Source organism: Neotabrizicola paludis, assembly GCF_044142105.1.
In the GTDB taxonomy this organism is placed as follows: domain Bacteria; phylum Pseudomonadota; class Alphaproteobacteria; order Rhodobacterales; family Rhodobacteraceae; genus Pseudogemmobacter.
The window spans coordinates 183,277-205,143 of sequence record NZ_JBGTYM010000007.1; the positions used below are offsets into that span (position 1 = coordinate 183,277).

The window sequence follows — 21,867 nt, forward strand, 5'->3', positions numbered from 1 at the left end:
GGGCATGGGCAGGGCCCGTACATCGGAAGGGCCGCAGGCCTTTCCGATCCTCGCCCTGCCTGCTCCCGACCGCAGCCTGTCACGTCTCTGGCAGGATCTCCGCCTGCGCCTCAAGCGCCAGTCCCTGCTGGCCCGGGCGCTGCGCAAGCGGCGCGAGCTGCGCCCTGTCGCTCTGCGCACGGGCGCCATCCGCAAGGGCGACATCCTCTGTGTCCTGACCCTGCGGAACGAGGCGCAACGCCTGCCGCATTTCCTGTCGCATCACCGCCGGCTTGGCGTCGACCACTTCCTCGTCATCGACAATGCCAGCACCGATGGCAGCGCCGATCTTCTGCGCGACCAGCCCGATGTCTCGCTCTGGTCCACCCCGGCCAGCTATCGCGCCAGCCGCTTTGGCCTTGACTGGCAGAACTGGCTGCTGCTGCGCTACGGGCGCCGTCACTGGTGCCTGACGCTCGATGCGGACGAGCTTCTGGTCTATCCCTATTGGGAAACCCGTCCGCTGCCCGCGCTGGTGCGCTGGCTGGAAGGGCAGGGGGCCGAAAGCTTTGGCGCCTTGATGCTGGACATGTATCCCGCCACCGCGCTTTCGGGGAAGGATTACCGGCCGGGCGACGATCCGCTGCGCCAGTTGCGCTGGTTCGACAGCGGCAATTACGGCCTTCAGGTCCAGCCCCGGATGCGCAATCTCTGGATCCAGGGCGGCCCCCGCGCCCGCGTCTTCTTTGCCGACGATCCACGCCGCGCGCCGACGCTGAACAAGATCCCGCTGGTCAAATGGCACTGGCGCTATGCCTATCTGAACTCCACCCATTCCGCCCTGCCGCCACGCCTGAACGCCGTCTTCGACGAGACGGGCGGAGAGCGGACTTCAGGCATTCTGCTTCACACCAAATTCCTGCCCGAAGTGGTCGCGAAGTCGGAAGAAGAGAAAGAGCGCCGCCAGCATTTCGCCGATCCCGCCCGCTTCGGCAGCTATTACGACGGGCTGATCGCCGATCCGAACCTGCATTGCGCCGCCTCGCGCGAATATACCGGCTGGCGGCAGCTCGAGGCGCTGGGCCTGATGTCGCGCGGCGGTTGGGTGTAAAAGCCGCAATTCCCGATGAAACTGGTGCAGATTGTTTACTTCTCTCGGGTAAGCCTCTAGATTCTGGGCAACAATAGCGGGACCGGGTGTCAATGGCGGTCGATGGGGCAGGGCGCGGCGGTTCTTCGGGCCCTGAAGACATGGCATCCCACCCGCAATTCCGTCAGGGCGGGTGGTCGCGTTGGGTGTGATCGAGTCATACAGGCTGCGGTGGCGCCGCAAACGGCTTCTCGCCCGTGCGCTCTGGCGCCGACGTGAACTGCACGCGCTGTCGAACCGCACCGCCGCCATCGGCAGCGAACCGATCCTGCTCTTCGCCACGCTGCGCAACGAACGCGTCCGCCTGCCCTATTTCCTGAAATATTACCGCGACCTCGGGGTGGAACACTTCCTCCTCGTCGACAATGGCAGCACCGATGGCAGCGCCGAATATCTGGCCCAGCAGCCCGATGTCTCGGTCTGGTCCACCCAGGCCAGCTACAAGCGCAGCCGCTTCGGCATGGACTGGGTCATGGCGCTGCTGCGCCGCTATGGCCATGGCCATTGGTGCGTGGTGGTCGATGTCGATGAATTCCTGATCTACCCCTTTTGCGAAACCCGCCCCCTGCGCGCCCTGACCGACTGGCTGGATGCCAGCCAGATCCGCGCCTTCTCGGCCATGCTTCTGGATATGTATCCCAAGGGCCCGGCCGAGGATCAGCCCTATCGCGAGGGCCAGAATCCGTTTGAAATCGCGCAATGGTTCGACAGCGGCAATTACGCCATCAGCCGCAACTGGGCCTATGGCAATCTCTGGATCCAGGGCGGGCCGCGCACCCGCGCCTTTTTCCCCGACCGGCCCAAGGCCGCGCCCGCGCTGAACAAGGTGCCGCTGATCCGCTGGCACCGCTCCTACGCCTATGTCAGCTCGACCCATATGCTTCTGCCGCGCGGGCTGAACCTCGTCTTCGACGAATGGGGGGGCGAGAAGGCCTCGGGCTGTCTGTTGCACGCCAAGTTCCTTGACACATTCGCCGCCAAGGCCTCCGAGGAAATGGCCCGCGGCCAGCACTATGCCGAAAGCCGCGAATACAAGGCCTATCTCGACGGGCTGCGCGACCAGCCCGATTTCTGGTGCAAATGGAGCGAGAAATACATCAACTGGCGCCAGCTTGAGATTCTGGGGCTGATGTCCAAGGGGAACTGGGCATGAGCCTCGGGTTTGTCATGCTCTGCCACACCGCGCTGGACCGCGCCGCCCAGATCGCGCGCTATTGGGCCACGCGCGATTGCCCGGTGGTGATCCATGTCGACAAGCGCACCCCCGGCGCGCAGGTCGACCAGCTGCGCAAGGACCTGGCCGATCTCGACAATATCCGTTTCTCGCCGCGCCATGCCTGTGAATGGGGCACCTGGGGCATCGTCGCGGCCACCCAGGAAGCCGCCCAGCTTCTTCTGCGCGATTTTGCCCAGGTCCGCCATGTCTTCCTGGCTTCCGGCTCCTGCCTTCCCCTGCGCCCGGTCGAGGAATTGCGCGATTATCTTGATGCCCGGCCGCGCACCGATTTCATCGAAAGCGTCACCACCTCCGATGTCGGCTGGACGATCGGCGGTCTGAACACCGAACGCTTCACGCTGCGCTTCCCCTTCTCCTGGCGCAAGCATCGCGGGTTGTTCGACAGCTATGTCGCCCTGCAACGCCGCCTTGGCGTGCGCCGCAAGCTGCCCAGCGGTCTCGTGCCGCACCTTGGCAGCCAATGGTGGTGCCTGACCCGCCAGACCCTGACCGCCATCCTGGACGGCCCCGACCGGGCCGAGCAGGACCGTTTCTTCCGCAAGGTCTGGATCCCCGACGAAAGCTATTTCCAGTCGCTGGTCCGCATGGTCTCGACCAATGTGGAAAGCCGTTCCCTGACGCTGTCCAAGTTCGACTATCAGGGCAAGCCGCACGTCTTCTACGACGACCACCTTCAGCTTCTGCGCCGATCCGACTGTTTCGTCGCCCGCAAGATCTGGCCGCGCGCCGACAAGCTTTATGCCGCCTTCCTTTCCCCCGATGCCGCCAGCCAGCCGCGGGCCGAACCGAACCCCGGCAAGATCGACCGGCTTTTCGCCAAGGCGATCGAACGCCGCACCGCGGGCCGCGCCGGCCTTTACATGCAGTCACGCTTCCCGAACCGCGATTGGGAACAGGGCCGCACCGCCGCACCCTATTCGGTCTTCGAAGGCTTTGCCGAACTGTTCGAGAATTTTGACACCTGGCTCACCAAGGTTGCGGGCACCCGGGTCCATGGCCATCTGTTCGCGCCCGACCGGGTGCATTTCGCGGGCGGGGCCGATGTCTATAACGGCGCCCTGTCCGACAGCGCCGCGATGCGCGATTACAACCCGCGCAGCTTCCTGACCAACCTGATCTGGAACACCCGCGGCGAACGCCAATGCTTTCAGTTCGGCCCCGGCGACAACCAGAAACTGGTCGAGTTCATCGCGGGCGACCCCAATGCCCAGATCTCGATCATCAGCGGCGCCTTCGCCATTCCGCTGTTCCAGTCCAACCGCAATTTCGGTGAGATCCGGGCCGAGGCCGCAAGGCTGCAAAAGATCGAATCCGATTTCCTTCAGATCCTGCGGGCAAGCTGGGTCAAGGCGCGTGTCCGGGTCTGGAATCTGGCCGAATTCGTCGAAAGCCCGATGGAACCCTTGCAGACCATCGTCGATGAGATCAGCCCCCGCTCATTGCGCCGCCTGACCGAAGTGCCGCGCCTGGCCGATCTGACCGGCTTTGGCCAATTCCTGCAAAACCTGCGCAATCAGGGCATGCAGCCCGTGCTGATGGGCGATTTCCCCGCCGGGCCGGACCTGCCCATCGCAGGCAGCCGCCGGTCGCGGCCCTATCTGGTGCAATAGGCCCGTGGCAGGGTTCACGTCTTTCGTGCTTCTGGCCGGGATGCGCACCGGCTCGAATTACCTTGAGGCCAATCTCAACGCGCTGCCCGGCGTCGCCTGTCTGGGCGAGGTCTTCAATCCGCATTTCATCGGCAAGAAAGACCAGGCCGAGATGTTCGGCGTCGATATGGCGCTGCGCGAACAGGACCCGCATCTGCTGTTGCGCCGCCTGCGCGACCAGACGCCGGGCCTGGCTGGGTTCCGCTATTTCCACGACCACGACCCGCGCATCCTCCCGGCCCTGCTGGATGATCCGGCCTGCGCCAAGATCGTGCTCACCCGCAATCCGGTTGACAGCTATGTGAGCCTCAAGATCGCCCAGGCCACCGGCCAGTGGAAGCTGACCAATGCGAAGAACCTGAAATCCGCGCAGGCCCGCTTTGACGGCGCGGAATTCGAGGCCCATCTGAACGCGGCACAGGCCTTTCAGATCCAGATTCTGCACGCCTTGCAGATCACCGGCCAGACCGCCTTCTACATCGACTATGACGACATTCAGGATCTCGCCGTGCTGAATGGCCTTGCCGCCTGGCTGGGCCTAGCGGGGCGGCTTCAGGCGCCGGACGAGACGCTGAAAAAGCAAAACCCCGAAGACATCGCCGACAAGGTCGCCAATCTCGACCAGATGGAACAGGCGCTGTCGCGGCTGGACCGGTTCAACCTGTCGCGCACGCCGAATTTCGAACCGCGCCGCCCGCCTGCGATCCCTTCATTCGTGGCGCTGGAAGAGGCGGGGCTTCTGTATATGCCGCTGCGCGCCGGGCCTGAGGCGCAGGTCAAGGCCTGGATGCTGCGGCTGGGCCGGGGCGGGCTGCGGGGCGATTTCGTGCAGAAAACCCTGCGCCAGTGGAAACGCGCAAATCCCGGCCATCGCAGTTTTACCGTGCTGCGCCATCCGCTCTTGCGCGCCCATCAGGCCTTCCTGACCATGATCGTTTCGGGCCGGCTGGCCGATCAGCGCCACAGTCTGATCCGCAGCCAGAAGGCCGACCTGCCCCCGCCCGGCCAGCCCTTCCTTGATCTCGCCCAGCACCGCGAGGGCTTTGCCGCCTTCCTGCGCTTCGCCAGACTGTCTGTGGCCGGCCAGGCTGGACAGAGGGTCGATCCGCATTGGGCCAGCCAAAGCGCCGTCCTGCAGGGCTTCGCGGGTTTCCAGGGCCCCGACCATGTGCTGCGCGAGGATCAGATGGCCACCGGCCTCGCCCATCTCGCCGCCGAGCTCGGTCTGGGTCAGGTCCCTCCGGTCACCGCCGACCATGCGGCGGAAAACGCGCTTGCTGCGATCTGGGACCCAGCGCTGGAAGAGGCCGCCGCCGAGGCCTGGGCGCGCGACTATATGGCCTTCGGTTTTGGCCGCTGGCGGGTTTGATCCGTCAGGAATGGGTGAACCGGGCTTGCAAGCCGCTGGGCGCGCTTGCATTCCATCTTTTCCCACAGTGGGACAGGCCGCCTCAAGCCGCCTGCGGCGCCTTCGATTCGGTCAGGATCGCGTGCAGCTTGGCCGGGTCGGTATTGGACCGCAGCTTGGTCACCACCGAAGGGTCGCGCATCGTGCGGCTGACCAGCGCCAGCGCCTTGAGGTGATCGACGCCCGAATCCTTGGGCGCCAGCAGCGCAAAGACCAGATCGACCGGCTGGCGGTCGACGCTGTCATAATCCAGCGGCTTTTCCAGACGGATGAACAGGCCCGCGATCCGCGACAGATCCTCGATCCGCGCATGGGGCAGGGCAATGCCATGCCCCACGCCGGTCGGTCCCAATGTCTCGCGTTCCTGAAGCCCGTCCACCGCACTGGCCGATTGCAGCCCGTAGGTCTGCTGGGCGATCTCGCCCAGCTCCTGGAACAGACGCTTCTTCGAGGTGAACTGGCCGACCACGCGAACGGCGGCGGGAAGGAGTAGGCTGGAAAGGTCCATGCGTCCGGTCTGTCCTGTCGTGCCCGCGCGCCTGGCGCCGGCCTATCTGCTGTTGCGCGGGTCGATCCACCCGATGTTGCCGTCGTCGCGACGGTACACCACGTTCACGCCCCCATGCCCCTCGTTGCGGAACACGAGCATCCGGTGCCCGGCCAGTTCCATCTGCATCACGGCCTCACCGACCGTGATCGAAGGGATCTTCGTCTCCATCTCTGCGATGACGACGGGGGCGAGCGTGTCCGGCTCGGCCTCATCTGCCTCATCTGATCCGGCGAGGATATACTGGGCTGCGCCGTCGAATTCAACCGGCCCCTTGCGATCGCTGTGATGGCTGCGGATCCGGCGTTTGTAGCGCCGAAGCTGCTTGTCCAGCCGCTCGCGCGCGGCTTCGAAAGCCGCATAGATCTCGTTTGCCGCACCTTTGGCCTGGGCATTCAGCCCGGTAGACAGGTGAATCACTGCCTCGCAGACAAATTCATGACCGACCTTGGAAAACACGACGATGCACTCGGTCGGCCGCTGGGCGTATTTCTCGACCACTTCGCCCATTTCGGCTTTCACATGCGTTTGCAGCGCCTCGCCGATGTCGATCTGTTTGCCGCTGATCTGGTAGCGCATGGTCTCTCCTCTTCATGCTCGCCTTTCAGGACGTGACTCAAGGCCATGCCATCCGGGCTTTCCAACTATCGGGGACAGGGGCACAGCGTGACGGCAGGCAAGACGGCGGGCAGGCGGGGCGCCGGATGGGCCGCGGCGGTCACGGTGCGGGGGGCGATAATCGCTGTCATTACCATCATTTGGTGACAGCACCCCCGTGCTGTCAACAGAATCGCGATGACGTTTCAGATGATGCGGAAATTCTCGCCCAGGTAGACCCGGCGCACCATCTCGTCGCGCACGACCTCGTCGGTCGTTCCGCTCATCAAGACCTTGCCATCGTGCAGGATATAGGCCCGATCGACGATCTCCAGCGTCTCGCGGACGTTGTGATCGGTGATCAACACGCCGATGCCGCGGCTTCTCAGATCCGAGACGAGGTGGCGGATTTCCGCGACCGCGATCGGATCGACCCCGGCAAAGGGTTCGTCCAGCAGCAGATATTTCGGATCGGCGGCCAGGCAGCGCGCGATTTCCACCCGCCGCCGCTCGCCGCCTGAAAGGGCCAGCGCCGGGGTCTGGCGCAGATGGGTGATCGAGAACTCGCTCAGCAGCTCTTCCAGCCGCTCGCGCCGCTTGTGCCGGTCGTCATGGGTGATCTCCAGCACGGCCAGGATATTGTCCTCGACCGAGAGGCCGCGAAAGATCGAGACTTCCTGTGGCAGATAGCCGATGCCCAGCCGGGCGCGGCGATACATCGGCAGCGCGGTCACATCCTTGCCGTCGATCAGCACCTGGCCGCCTTCCGGCGTCACCAGCCCGGCGATGGTGTAGAAACAGGTCGTCTTGCCGGATCCGTTCGGACCCAGAAGCGCCACCACCTCGCCCCGGCGCAGATCCATCGAGACTTCGCGGATGACCGGGCGCTTCTTGTAGCTCTTGCGCAGGTTGCGGATCGACAGACCTTGCCCGCCCGAAGTCAGCGTCAGTTCCGGTCGTGCGGTTTGCGCCGACATCAGTTGCCCCCCGGCACGAAGGTCGTCGAGACGCGCCCCTCCATCACGCCCGTGCCATCCTTCAGCTGGACCGTCAGCTTCTGCCCGGCCAGCGTGCTGGCGCCCTGGGTCAAAAGGACATTCCCGGTCATCACCACCGTGCCGCTGTCGATCGTGTAGACGGCTTCCTGCGCCTCGGCGGCTTCCTGCGCGTTCGACAGTGTCACCCCACCCGTGGCGTGAAGCTTCGAGATGCCCTTGCCATTGGCGCCATATTCGACGCGCACCTCGGCGGCGGACATTTTCATCTCGCCCTGGGCCACGGCGACATTGCCGGTGAAGACCGCGGTTCCATCGGCATTGTTCACCGTGAAACTGTCAGCCTCGACATTGACCGGCAGGCTCGTGTCCTGCTTCAGCCCGCCGAAATCGACCTTGGCCGGCTGCGCCAGGGCGGGGAAGGCCAGAAGGGTGGCAAGAAGGAAAGGGGCCAATCTGCGCGACATGCAATCTGCTTGTTTCAAGGGGCGGGCGCTGTGCCGCCGGGTTGATATACCAGCTTAACGCGGCCGGTGAAAACCAGAAGATAGGAATCCCTGCCTCCCGCCGCGTCCGGCTCCTGCCGGGTCAGCCGAAACCCCGTCGCCGTCAGCTGGCCCGCCGGGCCTTCGGCCTGCACCGGGTTCTCGCTGGTGGCGCCGGAACGGTCCAGGTTTGCGACCAGCGCCTCGGTCGCCAAAGTATAGCCGGACGAGGCCTTCAGCGTCACCCCGCCCGACAGCCGCATCTCGCCGTTGGCATCGTCGATCTCGGCATCGGCCGCCGCGATCTCGGTCGCGCTGCCATCGGGCATGTCCATCCTGGCCGTCACGCCCAGGGCGGCGGCGGTGCGGTTGTCGGTGGCGGGCCGGGCCTGTTCGGCGCGGACGGTGATCGCGGTGCCGTCCTCAGTCGTGCCAGCATAGGCGGGCGCGGTCATCCGCGGGTCCCGGGCCAGATCCTCGACATCGACCTCGGCATAGGGAATGGCGGCATCCGGGTCGATCCGGTCCGACAGCAGGAACAGGGTCGACAGAAGCACCAGCGCCGTCAGCGGCAGCCCGACCTTGAGCCAGCCCACGACGCGCGTATGGCGGTCAGACCGGGGCACGCGCTCAGGCCACGCCCGCGCGCAGGCAATCGTGGATATGCAGGATGCCGCTGGCCTGGGCGCCATCGGCGCTGACGATCAGACAGGTGATCTTCTTTTCATTCATCAGGGCCAGCGCCTCGACCGCCAGAGCATCGGGGGCGATGGTGCGCGGATTGCGCGTCATCACATGTCCCGCCGTCAGCGTCAGCAACCCGTCCATATGGCGGCGCAGATCCCCGTCGGTGACGATGCCGCGAAGATGGCCCTTCGCATCGGTCACGCCAACCACGCCGAACCCCGCGCGCGACATCGTGATCAGCGTCTCGCCCATCGGCGTCGTTTCCGTGACCAGTGGCACCTCGCCATGCATCAGGTCATGCACCCGCAACAGCCGCGCGCCCAGCTTGCCGCCGGGGTGGAAAATGCGGAAATGGTCGGGGGTGAAGGCGCGATGCTCCATCAGCGCGATGGCCAGCGCATCGCCCAGCGCCAGCGTCATCGTGGTCGAGGTGGTGGGCACGATCCCCTGCTCGCAGGCCTCGGGCGCTTCGGGCAGGACGATGGCGATATCCGCCTCGCGCAGAAGCGTGCTGTCGGCGCGGCTTGCCACCCCGATCAGCGGAATGCCGAAGCGCCGCGAATGCGCCACCACATCGGCCAGTTCCGGCGTCTCGCCCGAGTTCGACAGCACCAGAAGCACATCCGACTGGGTGATCATGCCCAGATCGCCATGGCTCGCCTCGGCGGGGTGGACGAATTGCGCGGGCGTTCCGGTCGAGGCCAGCGTCGCCGCCACCTTGCGCGCGATATGGCCCGATTTGCCCATGCCCGACACGATCACCCGGCCCTGGCATTTCAGGATCAGCTCGAAGGCCTCGGTGAAGCCCGGCCCCACCGCACCGGCCAGAATGCCCAGCGCCTCGGCTTCGCGCAGGATCACGCGGCGGGCGACGGCAAGCGGGTCAAAGCCCTTAATGGGTGTAAATGTCATGCGCGTCATCCCAGCCCATGAGGTCCATTTCGGCGCGGGTCGGCAGGAAGGCGAACAGGCGCTGGGCCAGCTCCAGCCGGTCCTCGCGCAGAAGCCGTTCTTCCAGCGCCGCCTTCAGCGCATGCAGATACAGCACATCCGAAGCGGCATAGTCCTTCTGTGCCTCGCTCAGCGTTTCCGCGCCCCAGTCGCTGGTCTGCTGCTGCTTGGACACATCCACCCCCACCAGATCGGCCAGAAGATATTTCAGCCCGTGCCGGTCGGTGAAGGTGCGGATCAGCTTCGAGGCGATCTTGGTGCACCAGACCGGCGCAGTGGTCACGCCGAAGGCACGTTTCATCACCGCGATGTCGAACCGCCCGAAATGGAACAGTTTCAGCACCGCAGGATCGGCCAGAAGCCGCTCCAGATTCGGCGCGGTGCTCTGGCCCCGGGCGATCTGCACCAGATGGGCATTGCCATCGCCCGCCGAAAGCTGCACCACGCACAGCCGGTCGCGGCGCGGGTCAAGGCCCATGGTCTCGGTGTCGATGGCGACAACGGGGCCAAGATCCAGCCCGTCGGGCAGGTCGTTCTGGTGCAGGAAGATGGCCAAGGCGCTGCCCTTACATCGCGATTGAGGTTCGCGACGGGCTTAGCCCCATGGCCCGATGCGGTCAACTGCGGGGCGGCCGAACGGCAGCCCCTGGCAGCAAGGGCGCGCGCGCGGTCCGCCCTACAGGCTGTCCCGCCGCAGCGGCGTGGTGCTGCAATGCAGTCCGCCGCCATTCTTGTGCACCGCCGCATAGGGCACCGTCACCCAGCTTACCCCCGCCGCCGCCAGCCGGTCGAGCGTGCGGTTGGTCGCCCCTTCCGGCATCAGCACCTTGCCCGGCGCCAGCGCGATGGAATTGACGATCCAGGGATCATCGCCGGGGTCGGTCTCGATATAGCGGATGCCCCTGCGGCCCAGCTCCTCGAGGAAGCAATAGGGCAGGCCCATCGGGTTCAGCAAAGCCAGGTCGCGGTCGATCATCAGGAAGCTCACATCCAGATGGATGTCATAGCCGGTCAGCTCGACGATCAACAGCTCCACCCCCTGCCGGGCCAGGACCTCGCCCACCTGCTCGGCGCCCTCGCGGTTCACCCGCACCCCCACGCCGATGGCGCAGGTCTTCTCGTTCAGCCAGGCAAAGCTGCCGCCTTCCATGATCCCGGTACCGTTGATCGTGCGCAGGATCGGGATGCCCAGATTTGCCAGCGTCCGCGTCACCGCCAGCTCTTCGCCGCGCCGGATGCGCGCGCCCATCCGGCAGACGATGGCGCCGCCCTTCACCATGATGAACGGATCGCGGGTATAGACCTGCTTCAGCCGGTTCCCCGCCTCGCCCTCCATGAAATGGACATTCACCCCCTCGGCCCGCAGCGCCGCGACATAGCCGTCATGCTGGGCCTGCATCAGCGGAAGATCGGGCGGTGTGTCCGACTGGAAATACCAGCCCACCGCCGGATCGCCATAGGAGCCGATCTCGGGCAGGCGCTTGGCCGGATCGACCACCGCCATTTCCGGCCCTGGCCGGTGCATCAGAATATCGCGGATGCGGCCCACATCATTGTCGATGCCCCAGACCCGGCCCCAGCTTGCCGTCAGCTCGCCCTCATCCTCGAAGGGGGGCTCGGCACCGGCGGCAAAGGTCTTGATCGTCTGCGTGTAAATCCAATGCGGGTTGGTCATGCTGCCCTCGGGATTGCGGCCTGACGCCACCTTCCGTCAGCGGCGCGCAAGGCGCAAGTGCGGCAGGAGACCGGGGCACAGCACCTGCCGCGCCCCCGCCTTCTCCCGACTGCCCGGTCTCAGGCCAGTTCGGTCACGACCTCGATATTGCCCTTGGTCGCGTTGGAATAGGGGCAGATGAAGTGGCCGCGTTCCACGATCTTTTCCGCCACCGCCTTGTCCAGCCCGGGCAGGCTGACCACCAGCTTCACCTTCAGCCCGAAACCGCCATCCGAACGCGGGCCGATGCCGACATGGGCATTGACCGTCGCGGTGTCGGGCACGGTGCCCAGCTTCTCGCTTTGGGCGGCAAAGCGCATCGCCCCCAGATAGCAGGCCGCATAGCCCGTCGCGAACAGCTCTTCGGGGTTGTGGCCCAGGCCCGACCCGCCCAGTTCCTTCGGGCTGGCCATGGTCACGGTCAGCTGGCCATTGACCAGCCCCGAGGTGCCATTGCGCCCGCCGCCGGTTGCCTTGGCCTCGGTCCAGTATTTCGCATCCACCGACATGTCAGTCTCCTATCGTTTACGATTAAATCGCGCACGATACTACTGATCTAGAATCATACGCCCTGTCAACCCCGGATGCATCGCTTGCGTTCCAATCGTGCGCGATTTATATTTCACCGATGACCCTCGCCCCGCCCGACATGCTCTGTTTCGCGCTGCATTCCGCCGCCCATGCCATGCATGCGGCCTATGCGCCCTTGCTCGATCCGCTTGGTCTGACCTATCCGCAATATCTCGCGCTTTCTGCGCTTGCAGCTCAGGACGGTCAGACGGTGGGCGAAATCGGTGCGGCGCTGCGGCTGGAATCGAACACGCTCACGCCCTTGCTGAAACGGATGGAGCAGCAGGGCTGGCTGACCCGCAAACGCGACGAGGTCGATGAACGTCAGGTCCGCATCGCGCTGACGGATGCGGGCCGCGCCCTTGCCGACCGGGCGGCAGGCGTGCCACGCGCCTTTGCCGAAAAGACCGGACTCGACCTCGCCTCGATCACCGATCTGCGCGAGGTTCTGGCCGATCTGCGCGACCGGCTGAAACCGGCCAAGTCTTAAAGATCCGTTAAAACGACTCAGGCAAGCCTTTGATATTCCTCAGGCCGTGACCTGTCCCGCCATGGGACAAGCCGCGGTCATCGCCCTCAGGCCTCACGCCCGCGGGCGATGCGCAGGAACTGGGCCAACCGGCTCGATCCCGCCTTGGCTTCGCTGCGATGCCAGGTCTCGCGGCTCTCACGCGCGAGGCGCAGGAAATGCTTCACCCGCCCCCCGGTCGAGCTCTTGCGCTTGTCCGCCAGATGCTTGGTCATGGCTGTCCTCCTTCGCTTGCGGAGCATCAGGCTAGCACGGATCGGCCCCCGGCCCCACCCCCCGGTCCTGCAGCTGCGAAATCCGGCCCAACGCCCAGACTGCGGCCTCGGCCACGACCGGGTCGTCATCGCCCCGCAATCCCGCCGCCACCGGCGCCAGCGCGGCAAGGCCCGAATTGCCGATCGCGTACAGGACATTGCGCACGAAGCGCCCGCGCCCGATCCGCTTGATCGGCGATCCCGAAAACCGCGCCCGGAACCCGCCATCGTCCAGCCCCGCCAACTCTGCCAGCTCTGGCAGCCCGACGCGCGGCTGATAGCCGATCTCGCGCGCCGCCACGGCGAATTTGTTCCAGGGACAGACGGCCAGGCAATCGTCGCAGCCATAAATCCGGTTGCCCATCAGCACCCGCAGATCAGGGTCCACCGGCCCGGCATGCTCGATCGTCAGATAGGAAATGCAGCGCCGCGCATCCAGCTGATAGGGCGCCGGAAAGGCCCGTGTCGGGCAGATGTCCAGACAGGCGGTGCAGGACCCGCAATGTGAAACCTCTGCCGCATCCGGCTCCAGATCCAGTGTGGTGAAGATCGCCCCCAGAAAGACCCAGCTTCCCAGATCGCGCCCCAGAAGATTGGTGTGCTTGCCCTGCCAGCCCAGCCCCGCCGCTTGCGCCAGCGGTTTCTCCATCACCGGCGCGGTATCGACAAAGACCTTGACCTCTGCCCCCGGCGCCTGCGCCACCAGCCATCGCGCCAGCCGCTTCAGCCGCTTCTTGACCAGATCATGGTAATCCTTGCCCTGGGCATAGCAGCTGACCACTCCCCGGTCCTTCTGCGCCAGGCCCGCCATCGGGTCGCCCTCGGGCGTATAGGCCTCGGCCAGCATCACGACCGACCGCGCCGCAGGCCACAGCGCCGAAGCCGCGCCGCGCCATTCCACCCGTTCGGCCATCCAGCCCATCTGCCCGTGCCGCCCGGCGTCAAGAAACGCGCGCAACCGCCCCGCCGCTTGGGGCACGGCATCGGGGCGGCACACCCCCATGGCCGAAAACCCCTCGGCCAAAGCCTGCGCGTGCAAGGCCTCCTTCATCTTGGCGAAGATACTCCGGGGGTCCGGGGGACGGCGCCCCCGGCGGTTTCAGCTAGAAATCCAGATCGGCATAATGCGCCGGCGGCAGGAAGCCCGGCACCTGGTCGGCCAGAAGCGTGCGGAAACTCGGCCGCGACTTGATCTTGGCATACCAGTCCTTGACCACAGCATGGCGGTTCCAGTCCACGTCCGAGATATAGTCCAGGCTCGACAGATGCGCCGCGGCGGTGAAATCGGCCAGCGTCATGTCATTCCCCGCCAGCCAGCGCCGCTGGTCCAGCAGCCAGGCCAGATAGTCGAGGTGATATTTGATCCGGCTCGCCCCGTATTTCACATTCTTCGAATCCGGGTAGCCCGCCCCGGTGACTTTCTTGTTCACCCGCTCATACAGAAGCTTCGAGGTCACTTCGTTGTGGAATTTGTCATCGAACCAGGCGCAGAGGCGGCGCACCTCATAGCGGCTGTCGGCATCGCGCGGCATCAGGGCCGGGCTTGGCACCGTCTCTTCCAGATATTCGCAGATCGCCTGGCTCTCGCTCAGGACGCGCCCCTCCATCCGCAGCACCGGCACCTTGCCCGCCGGGTTGCGGCGCAGGAAATCCGGGCTCGGATCCCAATAGCGTTCCTCGACCAGCTCCACCTCGATCCGTTTCTCGGCCAAAGTCAGGCGCACCTTGCGGCAGAACGGAGACAGGGGAACATGGTAGAGACGGTTCATGTGCAGGGGACCTTGTGCTTGCCCCCTTCCTAGCCGCTTGCCACGCGCGCGTGCAATCCCTGCCCGCGCCTAGCCTTCGAAACAGGCGGATCGACCGTCAGCGGCGATGGTCTCGGCGCCGGCCATGATCTGGCGGGCGCGCTTCTTCACGAATGCCGAGGGGTTGGCCGCATCGCGCCCCTTCGGATCGGGCAGCACCGCCGCCAGCCGGGCCGCCTGGGTCGGCGAAAGCGCGCGCGCATCGACGCCAAAGTAATGCTGCGCCGCCGCCTGCACGCCGAACACGCCCTCGTCGAATTCCGCGACATTCAGATAGACCACCAGGATCCGCCGCTTTGACCAGACCAGTTCGATCGCGGGCGTCAGCATGGCCTCCATCGCCTTGCGCGGCCAGCTGCGCCCCTGCCAGAGGAACACGTTCTTCGCCACCTGCTGGCTGATGGTCGAGGCGCCGCGCGTGCTGCCCTCTTCGATGGCCAGCCGGATCGCCTTCATGTCGAAGCCCCAGTGCTCGCAGAAATTCGCATCTTCCGCCGCCACGGCCGACCGCGCCATCACCGGGGCGATCTCGTCCCAGCTCACCCAGTCCTTCTCGATCCCGCCCAGGCGCCAGGATTCGGAAATTTGGTACAGGTTGATCGGCGGTGGCACCACGGCGAAGATCAGGATCAGCGCCAGAAACAGCGCTGCCAGCCCGGCAATCCCACGCCCGACCCAGCGCAGCACCCGCCGCAGCGGCGCACGGCGCGGCGCGGGTTTCGCCTTGCGGCTGCGGGTCTTTCTCTCGGCGGTTCCGGCCATGTGCCCATAGGCCCGATGGCCGCCCTGCGGTCAAGACCGCTGCCGCCCACACGCAGCCGTGACCGGGCCGGGGCGGCGGAAAAGCCGCGCCCGCCCGTTCACCCAATGCGACACAAAAGAAGAGGAGCCTGTCGAGATGGCCAAGACCCTGATCCTGCCCGCTGCCGTGATTGCGGCCTTCACCCTGACCGCCCTGCCGCTGATCGCGCAGGAGGTCCCGGCCGCGCCGCCTGCGGCGAAACAGCCCGAAGCCGGGTTCAAGGTCGATTTCGGTGCCGGGCGGTCGGTCCGCATCGATTGCGGCACCACCGAGATCGCCGCCTGCCTGACCGCCGCGCAAGGCGTGATCGACAAGGTCGCGGCCACCCCGCCGGTCGAGATGGGCGAAAGGGGCAAGTTCCACGGCAAGCACGGCGGCAACCACGACCGCGGCGACTGGGGCGGGAAAGGCAAGGCTGAACGCGGAGAAGGCCAGGACAAGCGCGGGCCCGGCATGGATGCGCCGCCGCCGCCCGCCGACGGCGCTTCCCCCGAGGCGCCGCCGGTCGTGCCCGCGCCCTAACACAAAAGCAAAGGGCCCCTGCAAGGGGCCCTTTTTCCTATTCCGCCGGCACTTTCACCGGCTCGTCCGACAGGGGATGCGCCAGATGCGGCAGCATCTCCTTCGGGCAGACTTGCAGGAAATTCGCCCGCTCTTCCGTCCAGTCGGTCAGGATCCGCGCCGCGACTTTCGATCCGGTCTCCGCCAGATGCCGCTCGATCAGGCCCTTGAGCTGCGCCTCCCAATGCGGATGCGACACGGCGCAGGTGACAAGGCTTTCAAGATTCATGAAATCCTCGGCCGTGCCCGCCGGATCGTACAGATAGGCCATGCCCCCGGTCATCCCGGCGCCAAAGTTGGCGCCGATCCGGCCCAGAATCACCGCCACACCGCCGGTCATGTATTCGCAGCCGTTCGAGCCGCAGCCCTCGACCACCACCTTGGCGCCCGAGTTGCGCACCGCGAACCGCTCGCCCGCTCGCCCGCTGGCAAAAAGATAGCCATCCGTCGCGCCATAAAGCACCGTATTACCGATGATCGTGTTCTCGGCCGCCACCAGCGGCGAGGCCATTTGCGGCCGCACAGTGATCATACCGCCCGACAGGCCCTTGCCGACATAGTCATTGGCATCGCCCATGACCTCGATCTTCAGCCCGTTGACGGCAAAGGCCCCCAGCGACTGACCGCAGGACCCGGTCAGCTTCACCGTCAGATGGTCAGGCTGCAAGCCGTTACGCATGCCGAATTTCTTCACGATATGGCTCGACGCCCGCGTCCCGATGGTGCGCAGCGTGTTCCGCACCGCGTAGGACAGCTGCATCTTCTCGCCATCCTCGAAGAAGCGGCTGCCGTCGCGGATGATTTCCGCGTCCAGCGTGTCCGGCACCGCATTGCGCGGCTTCGAGCGGTCATAGGTGATGCGATGCGTGCCATCGACGCTGATCAGCAGGGGGTTGAGGTCCAGATCGTCCAGATCGGCATGGCCGCGCGACACCTGGGTCAGCAGGTCGGCCCGGCCGATGATCTCGTCCATCGACCGCGCGCCGATCTGGGCCAGGATTTCCCGCACTTCCTGCGCGTAGAAGGTGATCAGGTTCACCACCTTGTCGGCGCTGCCGGTGAACTTGTCGCGCAGCTTCTGGTCCTGGGTGCAGACGCCCACCGGGCAGGTGTTCGACTGGCACTGGCGCACCATGATACAGCCCATCGCGATCAGCGCGGCGGTGCCGATGCCGTATTCTTCGGCCCCCATCATGGCCGCCATCACGATGTCGCGCCCCGTGCGCAGCCCGCCATCGGTGCGCAGCGTCACCCGCTCGCGCAGGTTGTTCATCGCCAGAACCTGATGCGCTTCGGTCAGGCCCATTTCCCAGGGCAGGCCGGCATATTTGATGCTGGTCGCCGGGCTGGCCCCGGTGCCGCCATTGTGGCCCGAGACAAGGATGACATCCGCCTTGGCCTTGGCCACGCCCGCCGCAATCGTGCCGACACCCGAGGAAGACACCAGCTTGACCGTCACCTTGGCGCGCGGGTTGATCTGCTTCAGGTCATAGATCAGCTGCGCCAGGTCTTCGATCGAGTAGATGTCATGGTGCGGCGGAGGCGAGATCAGCGTCACCCCCTTGGTCGAATGGCGCAGCCGCGCGATCAGCTCGGTCACCTTCATGCCGGGCAATTGCCCGCCCTCGCCGGGCTTGGCACCCTGCGCGACCTTGATTTCCAGTTCCTCGCAGGCGTTCAGATATTCCGCCGTCACGCCGAAGCGGCCCGAGGCGACCTGCTTGATCTTGGCCGACGGGTTGTCGCCGTTCGCCTCGGGCAGGAAATGCGCCGGGTCCTCGCCGCCCTCTCCCGAGTCGGACTTGGCCCCGATCCGGTTCATGGCGACGTTCAGCGTCTTGTGCGCCTCGGGCGACAGCGCGCCCAGCGACATGCCCGGCGTCACGAACCGCTTGCGGATGCTGGTGATCGATTCGACTTCCTCGATCGGCACCGGCTTGCCCAGAGCCTTGATGTCCAGAAGGTCGCGCAGATGGATCGGCGGATTGGCCCGCATCGCAGCGCTGTACTGCTTCCACAGATCATAGCTCGCCTTGTCGCAGGCGGCCTGCAGCATATGCATGGTCTGGGCTTCCCAGGCATGCTTCTCGCCCGTGCGCCGCGCCTTGTAGAAGCCGCCGATGGGCAGCACGTCGCTTCCGCCGCGCCAGCCCTTGGCGTGGATCTCTTCGACCTTGTGCTCGATTCCGTGCAGGCCGATGCCCGAGATGCGGCTGTGCATCCCCGGGAAATATTCGGCCACCATGGCGCGCGACAGGCCCACCGCTTCAAAGTTCAGGCCGCCGCGATAGGAGGAGATCACCGAGATCCCCATCTTCGACATGATCTTCAGCAGGCCCGCGTCAATCGCATCGCGATAGCGCCGCATCGCATCGGTCAGGCTGCCCTCGATCAGCCCGCGTCCGATGCGGTCGGCGATGGAATCCTGTGCCAGATAGGGGTTCACCGTGGTCGCGCCGCAGCCGATCAGCACCGCGAAATAATGCGGGTCGATGCATTCCGCCGAGCGCACGTTGATCGAACAGAAGGTCCGCAGCCCCTTGCGCGTCAGCCAGCTATGCACCGCGCTGGTCGCCAGGATCATCGGCATCCCAACCTTTTCCGGCCCCTGATGCTCATCCGTCAGCACCAATTGCCCGGCGCCCGACCGCACCGCATCCTCGGCTTCCGACCGGATCCGCTCCAGACCCTGGCGCAGATCGTCCAGCGACGGGCCGACCGGGAAGGTGCAGTCGATATGCGCCACCTGTTCGCCAAAGCGGTCGACCAGAACCTTGAACTCGGCATTGGCGACGAAGGGGCTTTCCAGCACCAGGATCTCGGTCTGGCCCGAGTTTTCGTCCAGCACGTTCTTCAGGTTGCCGAAGCGCGTCTTCAGGCTCATCACCCGGCCTTCGCGCAGACTGTCGATCGGCGGGTTCGTCACCTGGCTGAAATTCTGCCGGAAGTAATGCGACAGCGGGCGGTAGACCTTGGACAGAACCGCGGGCGGCGTGTCATCGCCCATCGAGGCGACCATTTCCTTGCCGTCCTCGGCCATCGGCGCCAGAACCTGCTCCAGCTCCTCGACCGTATAGCCGGCCGCGATCTGGCGGCGGCGCAGCTCGGCGCCCGTGTGATCGGCGCGTTCGGGCACGTCGCGCAAAAGCGCGTTCAGATCGACGATCTTCTCGATCCAGTCGCCATAGGGCTGGTTGTTCGCCAGCCGGTCCTTGATCTGGGTGTCGTGGTACAGCTTGCCCTCAACCATATCGACCGCGATCATCTGCCCCGGCCCCAGCGCACCCTTCTCGCGCACCGTGGTCTCCTCGACCGGCACCATCCCGGCCTCCGACCCGGCAATCAGCAGCCCATCCCCCGTCACCACATAGCGCATCGGACGCAGCCCGTTGCGGTCCAGCCCGCCGCAGACCCAGCGCCCGTCGGTCATCGCCAGCGCCGCCGGCCCGTCCCAGGGCTCGATGACCGAGTTGCAATAGGAATACATGTCGGCCCAGGCCTTGGGCATGTTCACCGTCTGCTTCGACCAGGCCTCGGGCACCAGCATGGTCTTGGCCATCGGCGCCGACCGGCCCGACCGCACCAGAACCTCGAACACCGCATCTAGCGCACCCGAATCCGACGCGCCCGATGGGATGATCGGCTTGATGTCTTCCGCCGCCTCGCCGAACGTGCCCGAAGCCATGCGGATCTCATGGCTGCGCATCCAGTTCACATTGCCCTTCAGCGTGTTGATCTCGCCGTTATGGGCCAGCATGCGGAAGGGCTGGGCCAGCCACCACTGCGGGAAGGTATTGGTCGAATAGCGCTGGTGATAGATCGCGAAGGCGCTTTCGAACCTTTCGTCCTGCAAGTCGGGATAGAAGGTCGAAACCTGCTCGGCCAGCATCATCCCCTTGTAGATGATCGACCGGCAGGACAGCGAGCACAGATACAGCCCCTGGATCGCCGCCGCCACCGCCGCCTTCTCGATCCGGCGCCGGATGATGTACAGCTCACGCTCGAACTGCTCGTGGTCGATGTCCTTTTCGCAGCGGATCAGGATCTGCTCGATCTCCGGCCGCGTCGCATTGGCCTTCTCGCCCAGGACCGAGATATCGACCGGCACATGCCGCCAGCCATAGATGTAATGGCCCATCCGCAGCACTTCAGCCTCGACGATGGTCCGGCAGCGTTCCTGCGCGCCGAAATCGGTGCGCGGCAGGAAGACCTGGCCCACGGCGATCAGCTTGTTGCCATCGGGCTCGTGCCCGGTGCGCCGCACCACATCGTAGAAAAACTTGACCGGGATCTGCACATGGATGCCCGCGCCGTCGCCGGTCTTGCCATCGGCATCCACTGCGCCGCGGTGCCAGATCGCCTTCAGCGCGGCGATGCCGTTCTCCACCACCTTGCGGCTGGGCTTGCCCGAGATCGAGACGACCAGACCCACCCCGCAAGAGGAATGCTCATCCTCGTCGCGATACAGCGAATGCTCGTTCATATAGGCGCGCTTGGCCTCTTCCGCGCGGACCCAGGCGTCATCAAAGCTGGTCATGGTTGGCCTCCATCAGGTCAGGGGAAGTCTGCACCGGCGCCATCGACATGATGGCGTCGCAGTCATAGATCGGCTGGGTGGCCCCAAAGCCCTTGTCGCCGGGAAAGGCAAAGTCCACCGGGCTGCCGTCGATGGGCAGCCATTGGCCATCGCCCAGATCGGTCTCGCCCGGCCCGGCAAAGAAATTGCGGCGCTCGCGGCTGATATATTCATGGCCATGGGCGCGCCGTACGACGTAGCCGCTGTCGTCGGTCTCGGTATATTCGAACTCGGTCTCTTCCAGCGCCACGCCGTCGATGGTGACGGTTCGTCCGGTCAGCCGGTCATAACCCGAGACATTGGAATGGGTGCCATCCTCGCGGGTCAGGCTGAAGACATAGGTGTCGATCCCCGCCGACAACAGCTCGCTGAACGAGGCCGGGTCTTCCGCTCCGGGGTCCAGGGTCTGGCGCACCGTCGGGTTGACGTCGAAGCTTTCCACCCATTCCGCCTCGCGGTTGATGCGCGAATAGAAATAGACGCCTTCCTGATCGAAATCCGCCCGCCACTGGTCGCCCGGCGGGTCGGCCTTGCAGGTGTAGTGGTTCGACACCCGGCACCCCTTGGACTGCACGGTCATATTGATCTCGCAGCCCTCGGGCGCAGTCCAGGTGCCGGCAAGGGCAGGGGCGGGAAGAAGGGCCAGCAGAAGGACAAGGCGTTTCATGCGCGGACCTCCGGCGGGAAAGATTCGTTCAGGCTCAGGGATTGGCAGCCATATTTCGGCTTGGTCGATCCAAAGCCTTTCCTGCCCTCCAGCGCCAAGGTTTTCAGCTTGATGCGACGACCGGGTCCGCCTTGTCCGTCCGAAACCTCTGTCTCACTGATCAGCAGGTCAAGCTGCTCATTGAACAGTAGCGTTCCCGACGTATGAAGCTTGCTGCCCGACTGCGGATAATCCAGATCGGCCTCATACCTGAGGCGCTTGAACGTCTTGCCGGCAAGCTCGCGGGTCTCACCGTCAAAAGTATATTCAATAACGATGCTCGCCGATTGGCTCGCACCATCTCCGGTCAGCGTGGCGCGCTCGGTCACACGAGACTTTCCTGTCTGCACAGCCTCTGCAGGCGAGCCACCACTGCTTTTGGACCTGATGTGAGAGCCGCCGGGCATGACAATCTCTATGGCGCCATGATTCGCGTCGTTCGCATGTGTCTCGATCGCACCATTTGCCAGGGTGATTTCCTGCCAAAAGGCGATCGGGCCCGCGCCGTCGCAGCGAAAATGGTTTGTCACTGCGCAATGATCATCCTGCGACGTGGCAATAAGCACGCAGGACTCGGGCCGTTGGCGCGAAGTCTCGGCCGCCAACGGCGAAGCTGCGACAGTCAGACAGGCAAGGATGGCAAACTTCTGCATCACGACTAA

The 21,867-nt window shown here is 65.3% G+C and carries 22 protein-coding genes; 6 read left to right on the plus strand and 16 right to left on the minus strand.

The window, feature by feature from the left end:
* The first annotated feature begins 4 nt into the window (after nucleotides 1–4).
* From ACED67_RS15540 to ACED67_RS15555, 4 genes are all read left to right on the plus strand, one after another.
* Nucleotides 5–1,090 (plus strand): glycosyltransferase family 2 protein, encoded by a 1,086-nt coding sequence (locus ACED67_RS15540; RefSeq protein ID WP_395542624.1) that lies wholly within the window; start codon nucleotides 5–7, stop codon nucleotides 1,088–1,090.
* A gap of 181 nt (nucleotides 1,091–1,271) precedes the next feature.
* Nucleotides 1,272–2,282: a glycosyltransferase family 2 protein gene (locus ACED67_RS15545; RefSeq protein WP_395542625.1), complete on the plus strand. Its 1,011-nt coding sequence runs from the start codon at nucleotides 1,272–1,274 to the stop codon at nucleotides 2,280–2,282.
* Complete coding sequence (locus tag ACED67_RS15550) at nucleotides 2,279–3,976, plus strand: DUF5927 domain-containing protein (protein ID WP_395542626.1); 1,698 nt, start codon at nucleotides 2,279–2,281, stop codon at nucleotides 3,974–3,976. Before ACED67_RS15545 ends, ACED67_RS15550 begins: the two co-directional genes overlap by 4 nt.
* Nucleotides 3,977–3,980: 4 nt before the next feature.
* Entirely contained in the window at nucleotides 3,981–5,384 is a 1,404-nt protein-coding gene (locus ACED67_RS15555; RefSeq protein WP_395542627.1) for a nodulation protein NodH, read from the plus strand.
* 82 nt (nucleotides 5,385–5,466) lie between these two features.
* Here the strand turns inward: ACED67_RS15555 and ACED67_RS15560 are convergent, their stop codons facing one another.
* From ACED67_RS15560 to ACED67_RS15600, 9 genes are all read right to left on the minus strand, one after another.
* Nucleotides 5,467–5,931, minus strand: coding sequence for a PTS sugar transporter subunit IIA (locus tag ACED67_RS15560; RefSeq protein ID WP_395542628.1), 465 nt, complete (start codon nucleotides 5,929–5,931; stop codon nucleotides 5,467–5,469).
* Between the two features lie 42 nt (nucleotides 5,932–5,973).
* Nucleotides 5,974–6,549 carry a ribosome hibernation-promoting factor, HPF/YfiA family gene (gene hpf / locus ACED67_RS15565; protein ID WP_395542629.1) on the minus strand — a complete coding sequence of 192 codons (576 nt, stop codon included), beginning with the start codon at nucleotides 6,547–6,549 and terminating at the stop codon, nucleotides 5,974–5,976.
* Between the two features lie 224 nt (nucleotides 6,550–6,773).
* The gene (lptB, locus tag ACED67_RS15570; protein ID WP_395542630.1) at nucleotides 6,774–7,544 is read right to left on the minus strand and encodes an LPS export ABC transporter ATP-binding protein; all 771 of its coding nucleotides are present in this window, start codon (nucleotides 7,542–7,544) and stop codon (nucleotides 6,774–6,776) included.
* On the minus strand, nucleotides 7,544–8,029 hold the full coding sequence (gene lptA, locus ACED67_RS15575; RefSeq protein ID WP_395542631.1) for a lipopolysaccharide transport periplasmic protein LptA: 486 nt from the start codon (nucleotides 8,027–8,029) through the stop codon (nucleotides 7,544–7,546). Before lptA ends, lptB begins: the two co-directional genes overlap by 1 nt.
* 14 nt (nucleotides 8,030–8,043) lie before the next feature.
* Nucleotides 8,044–8,673: an LPS export ABC transporter periplasmic protein LptC gene (gene lptC / locus ACED67_RS15580; protein WP_395542632.1), complete on the minus strand. Its 630-nt coding sequence runs from the start codon at nucleotides 8,671–8,673 to the stop codon at nucleotides 8,044–8,046.
* Nucleotides 8,674–8,677: 4 nt separating this feature from the next.
* Nucleotides 8,678–9,646, minus strand: a complete 969-nt coding sequence (locus ACED67_RS15585) for a KpsF/GutQ family sugar-phosphate isomerase (RefSeq protein WP_395542633.1) — start codon at nucleotides 9,644–9,646, stop codon at nucleotides 8,678–8,680.
* A complete protein-coding gene (locus ACED67_RS15590; RefSeq protein ID WP_395542634.1) occupies nucleotides 9,627–10,241 on the minus strand; it encodes a ribonuclease D in 615 nt (204 codons plus the stop codon). Before ACED67_RS15590 ends, ACED67_RS15585 begins: the two co-directional genes overlap by 20 nt.
* Before the next feature lie 120 nt (nucleotides 10,242–10,361).
* Complete coding sequence (locus ACED67_RS15595; RefSeq protein ID WP_395542635.1) at nucleotides 10,362–11,360, minus strand: dimethylarginine dimethylaminohydrolase family protein; 999 nt, start codon at nucleotides 11,358–11,360, stop codon at nucleotides 10,362–10,364.
* Between the two features lie 119 nt (nucleotides 11,361–11,479).
* Entirely contained in the window at nucleotides 11,480–11,908 is a 429-nt protein-coding gene (locus tag ACED67_RS15600) for an organic hydroperoxide resistance protein (protein WP_395542636.1), read from the minus strand.
* A gap of 119 nt (nucleotides 11,909–12,027) precedes the next feature.
* Between ACED67_RS15600 and ACED67_RS15605 the strand changes: the two genes are divergently transcribed.
* Nucleotides 12,028–12,459 (plus strand): MarR family winged helix-turn-helix transcriptional regulator, encoded by a 432-nt coding sequence (locus ACED67_RS15605; RefSeq protein ID WP_395542637.1) that lies wholly within the window; start codon nucleotides 12,028–12,030, stop codon nucleotides 12,457–12,459.
* An 86-nt stretch (nucleotides 12,460–12,545) separates the two neighbouring features.
* Here the strand turns inward: ACED67_RS15605 and ACED67_RS15610 are convergent, their stop codons facing one another.
* From ACED67_RS15610 to mtgA, 4 genes are all read right to left on the minus strand, one after another.
* On the minus strand, nucleotides 12,546–12,713 hold the full coding sequence (locus ACED67_RS15610; protein ID WP_395542638.1) for a hypothetical protein: 168 nt from the start codon (nucleotides 12,711–12,713) through the stop codon (nucleotides 12,546–12,548).
* A gap of 31 nt (nucleotides 12,714–12,744) precedes the next feature.
* Nucleotides 12,745–13,803, minus strand: a complete 1,059-nt coding sequence (gene queG, locus ACED67_RS15615) for a tRNA epoxyqueuosine(34) reductase QueG (RefSeq protein ID WP_395542639.1) — start codon at nucleotides 13,801–13,803, stop codon at nucleotides 12,745–12,747.
* Between the two features lie 52 nt (nucleotides 13,804–13,855).
* Nucleotides 13,856–14,521: an FtsZ-binding protein FzlA gene (gene fzlA, locus ACED67_RS15620; protein WP_395542640.1), complete on the minus strand. Its 666-nt coding sequence runs from the start codon at nucleotides 14,519–14,521 to the stop codon at nucleotides 13,856–13,858.
* Between the two features lie 69 nt (nucleotides 14,522–14,590).
* Nucleotides 14,591–15,322 (minus strand): monofunctional biosynthetic peptidoglycan transglycosylase, encoded by a 732-nt coding sequence (mtgA, locus tag ACED67_RS15625; protein ID WP_395542641.1) that lies wholly within the window; start codon nucleotides 15,320–15,322, stop codon nucleotides 14,591–14,593.
* A 136-nt stretch (nucleotides 15,323–15,458) separates the two neighbouring features.
* Here mtgA and ACED67_RS15630 point away from each other — a divergent pair, with 136 nt between their 5' ends.
* Nucleotides 15,459–15,884, plus strand: coding sequence for a hypothetical protein (locus tag ACED67_RS15630; protein ID WP_395542642.1), 426 nt, complete (start codon nucleotides 15,459–15,461; stop codon nucleotides 15,882–15,884).
* A 37-nt stretch (nucleotides 15,885–15,921) separates the two neighbouring features.
* On the opposite strand, the gene gltB is transcribed toward ACED67_RS15630, so the two are convergent.
* From gltB to ACED67_RS15645, 3 genes are read right to left on the minus strand one after another with little or no spacing between them, the layout of a single operon-like run.
* Nucleotides 15,922–20,460 (minus strand): glutamate synthase large subunit, encoded by a 4,539-nt coding sequence (gene gltB, locus ACED67_RS15635; RefSeq protein ID WP_395542643.1) that lies wholly within the window; start codon nucleotides 20,458–20,460, stop codon nucleotides 15,922–15,924.
* Nucleotides 20,447–21,166 carry a hypothetical protein gene (locus ACED67_RS15640; RefSeq protein WP_395542644.1) on the minus strand — a complete coding sequence of 240 codons (720 nt, stop codon included), beginning with the start codon at nucleotides 21,164–21,166 and terminating at the stop codon, nucleotides 20,447–20,449. Before ACED67_RS15640 ends, gltB begins: the two co-directional genes overlap by 14 nt.
* Nucleotides 21,163–21,858, minus strand: a complete 696-nt coding sequence (locus ACED67_RS15645) for a hypothetical protein (protein ID WP_395542645.1) — start codon at nucleotides 21,856–21,858, stop codon at nucleotides 21,163–21,165. Before ACED67_RS15645 ends, ACED67_RS15640 begins: the two co-directional genes overlap by 4 nt.
* Nucleotides 21,859–21,867 lie beyond the last annotated feature (9 nt).